This window comes from Eudoraea chungangensis, assembly GCF_029360665.1.
Classification (GTDB): Bacteria; Bacteroidota; Bacteroidia; order Flavobacteriales; family Flavobacteriaceae; genus Eudoraea; species Eudoraea chungangensis.
Genome location: NZ_JARDUB010000011.1, coordinates 1 through 3,560, shown reverse-complemented (window position 1 = coordinate 3,560; position 3,560 = coordinate 1). Strand labels below are relative to the sequence as shown.

Sequence of the window (3,560 nt, the reverse complement as noted above, 5' to 3'; positions counted from 1 at the left end):
TTGCCAATGGGATAGAGATCTGTTCCAAGCCTTATAGCGGAAGCTTTAATTTAAATCCAAGTGAGCCTAATTTTTCTTCCTTTACTGCCTCAGGGTTTTATGAGAGAAGGACTAATCCGTCTTCCAATTACAATGGCAGTGGGGTTACAGACGAGCTAGATGGTAGGATAGATGCACTTAAAGTATTTAACCGGGCCTTAAGCGGCGACGAGATTTTACCCTATTACCAGGAAGGAGAAGGACTATCTACGGTACCGGACTGTCCTGATGGGACCATAGTTGCAGAGTACAAGATAAACGATCAGGACTGGCAAACAGGAACTGTAATGAATGTAGCTGAAGGCGATATCGTTTATATCCGAGCCAGAGACTATAGTGCAGGGGAGTATTTTGTAACCGTACCCCAGGCTTATGCCCCAACTTTTAGTTCCGTAGACGATTTAGAGGGGAGTACATTTGATGCCTATCGGGTAGATACTGGGGAACCTGGTTTGGGATTTCCTGATGGTGATGGCATAGTAGATTCAAATAATGTTGGTCAGTATGTGTTAACCACAGCCGGAGGGTGTATTGCAGTACTCGACTTACAAATTAATTGTACCAACGAAAGTATAATCCCTGAATACAGATTAGACGGTGTATGGTCTAGTGGTGAAAATGAGCTTACCGTGGTGGAAGGAACAGAAGTAATGTTCAGCATGTTACCAAATGATATTGAGCTTACCGTTACCTTTCCCGATGGTACCGTTGTTGGAGATGATTATAATATTGGTCCAGTAACAGCTGCCAATGCCGGAATTTATACAATTAGGTCCATACAAGGTTGTTCCACCACTGTAGACTTAACTGTCACCACATTTGATTGTGCGTCGTTCGGTTTGGAAACAGAATATAGTATTAATGGGGGAACAGCAGTTACAGGTGCTGCAACAGCCACAGTAGAAGAAGGAGCTGATTTATTGCTAAGTATTATTCCTGATGGAGTACCATATAGTATTTCAGGGCCAAATAGCAATAATAAACCCTTAGATACATCAGATCTAACTATTACTGGTATAAGTCAGGGCGATAGTGGAGTCTATACTTTTATAACCGAAGATGGCTGTATTACCACATTAGACATTACTATAAGCTGCTCACCAGAAAGTATAATTCCGGAATATAATCTAGACGGACAGTGGTTTAGCGGTGGCAGTGAAATAAACGTAATCGAAGGAACGGAGATTATTTTGAGCATGCTCCCAAATGAAATTGATTTGGTCATTACCTTACCCGATGGAACGGAAGTAGGAGACGACTACGAATTGGGTGCCGTTACCAGTGCAGATGCCGGAACGTATACACTTAGATCCGAAGATGGTTGTGTAACTACGCTAGATATTAATATTAGCACTTTTGATTGTGGAACTTTAGGACTAGAATCTAGCTACAATTTAAATGGTGCAGGCGCAGTTACCGGCGCTACAACCCTGAGAGTAAATGAAGGAGATAATTTGGAGATTAGTCTATTGCCTCCAGGCCTGGCTTATAGTATTTCAGGCCCGAATGATATGATTAAACCGACGAATACGGCTAGCTATACTTTTACGGGTATCGGCCCAACAGAAGGAGGTGTATATACCTTTAGAACTGAAGATGGCTGTACTTTAGACTTCGAAATTATTGTAGACTGTGTACCCGGAAGTATTATAGCAGAATATAACCTTAACGGTGTTTGGTTTAGCGGTGAAGACTCCATCACCATAGAAGAAGGGACTGTAGTTATTTTAAGTATGTTACCTAATTTTATAGATGTAGATATTACTCTTCCAGATGGTACTGTTGTAGGCGATAATTATGAGTTGGGAAGTGTTACAGCGGCAGACAGTGGACTTTATACATTTGTTTCGGAAGAAGGATGCCAGACAAGCTTGGAAATTATCGTAACCACAGATACCGATTGTGACACGTTAGGCTTGGAAGCCGCATATTCTGTAAATGGAGGTACTATTGTTTCAGGTGAGAATTCCTTAGAAGTTGCAGAGGGTGATGCTTTAAGTTTAAGTATTAACCCAACAGGAATAGCCTATAGTATTTCAGGTCCCAATGGTAACAATAAATCATTAAATACGCTTGCTTTAGATTTAACAGATGTAGTAATGGCCGATGCTGGTACGTATACCTTTATGACCGCTGAGGGATGTATGGTGGCACTTGACCTGACCGTTGTTGAAGGCGAACCAAGCTGTGAAGAACAAAATCTTGAAACAGAATATAGTTTAAATGGCGGAACGGCTATCACTGGTGCGAGCAGCATTACAGTTGACGAAGGGGATACAATTTCCTTAGGCATAATTCCTGATGGTATAGCTTTTAGTGTTAGCGGTCCTAATTCGAAAGCATTAGGATTGGAAGATCTATTACTTAGTGAAGTGAATCTGACTGATGCGGGTACATATACATTTACCACTGATGCCGGATGTGAATTAAGTTTACAGATTGCGATTAATCCTATTGTTGACCCAGGTCCGGATTGTTCAGCCTTAGGCTTGGCGGTAGAGTATGGAATAAATGATGAAAACCTAGTTACCGGGGCTTCAAAGGTTAACCTTTTTGTAGGTGATGATCTTTTGTTGAGTATTATTCCTGATGGAATACCCTTTAGCATATCAGGTGCAAATGGTAATAATAAGGCACTGGATAATACAGATCTAAACCTAGAAAGCGTGAGTTTAGAGGATGCAGGTATTTACACTTTTACTACAGAAGAAGGTTGTGAGGTAACTCTTGAAGTTGAAATTGTAGCTCCAGAAATACCAACTTCAGGAAATTTGGAAGATATCGAGGTGTTTCCTATACCACTAACTTCTAAGGATCCTGCAACACGTGGAATCTTAAATGTGGTATTAAGTGATTTTATGAATGAACCTATACAGTTTTATGTTTTTGATATTTATGGCAAACAAGCTTTATCCAAGGCTGTAGGTTCAGATCATTCGGAGACAGAACAATTAGACCTATCCTCCCTTAGCTCTGGTTTTTATCTACTGGATATACAAAGAGTAAATGTGGATGAACAAACGTATAAAAAGATAATAAAGGTTAATTAAATATTGTTTTAGCGATTTTAATAATTCCCACAAAGGTCTACAATTAGGTCTTTGTGGGTTTTTTCTTTAGATTTCCTAGTCATCCTTTTCCTTAGTTTTATACGCCCTAATTTTATTTCTCAACGGTTGCTTCTTTTATTGTTCTTTTTGGTTACCGGTAATCGATATTTTTATGTGTTTAAACGAAATTTGTTTTTAACAGAAATTAACGTTCTCTTTTTCCCTTAACTTCGTAAAGCCCCCACTAAATATTAATGCAAGTATGTATGCCAAAAATTACTTTTGGGGGTTATTAATCCTTTTATTTCCTTTTTACTTTCTTTTTTCCCAGGACGCCTCTGTGGAAGGTTCATGGAGTGATCCCATAGGATTTGGAATAGTTCCTGTAGCGGTTGCTAACCTACCTGATGGTCGTTTAATCACCTGGTCTTCTCAGTTTCGGGACACCTATGTTGCTACGGGCGATGGTGC

The 3,560-nt window shown here is 39.9% G+C and carries 2 protein-coding genes; both read left to right on the top strand.

Going from position 1 to position 3,560, the window contains the following annotated elements; genetic code table 11:
- On the top strand, window positions 1-3,089 hold a 3,089-nt coding region (locus PXG98_RS16400; protein ID WP_276392934.1), incomplete at its 5' end, for a T9SS type A sorting domain-containing protein.
- Between the two features lie 262 nt (window positions 3,090-3,351).
- Window positions 3,352-3,560: hypothetical protein (locus PXG98_RS16395; RefSeq protein ID WP_276392932.1), on the top strand; the 209-nt coding region annotated here is incomplete at its 3' end.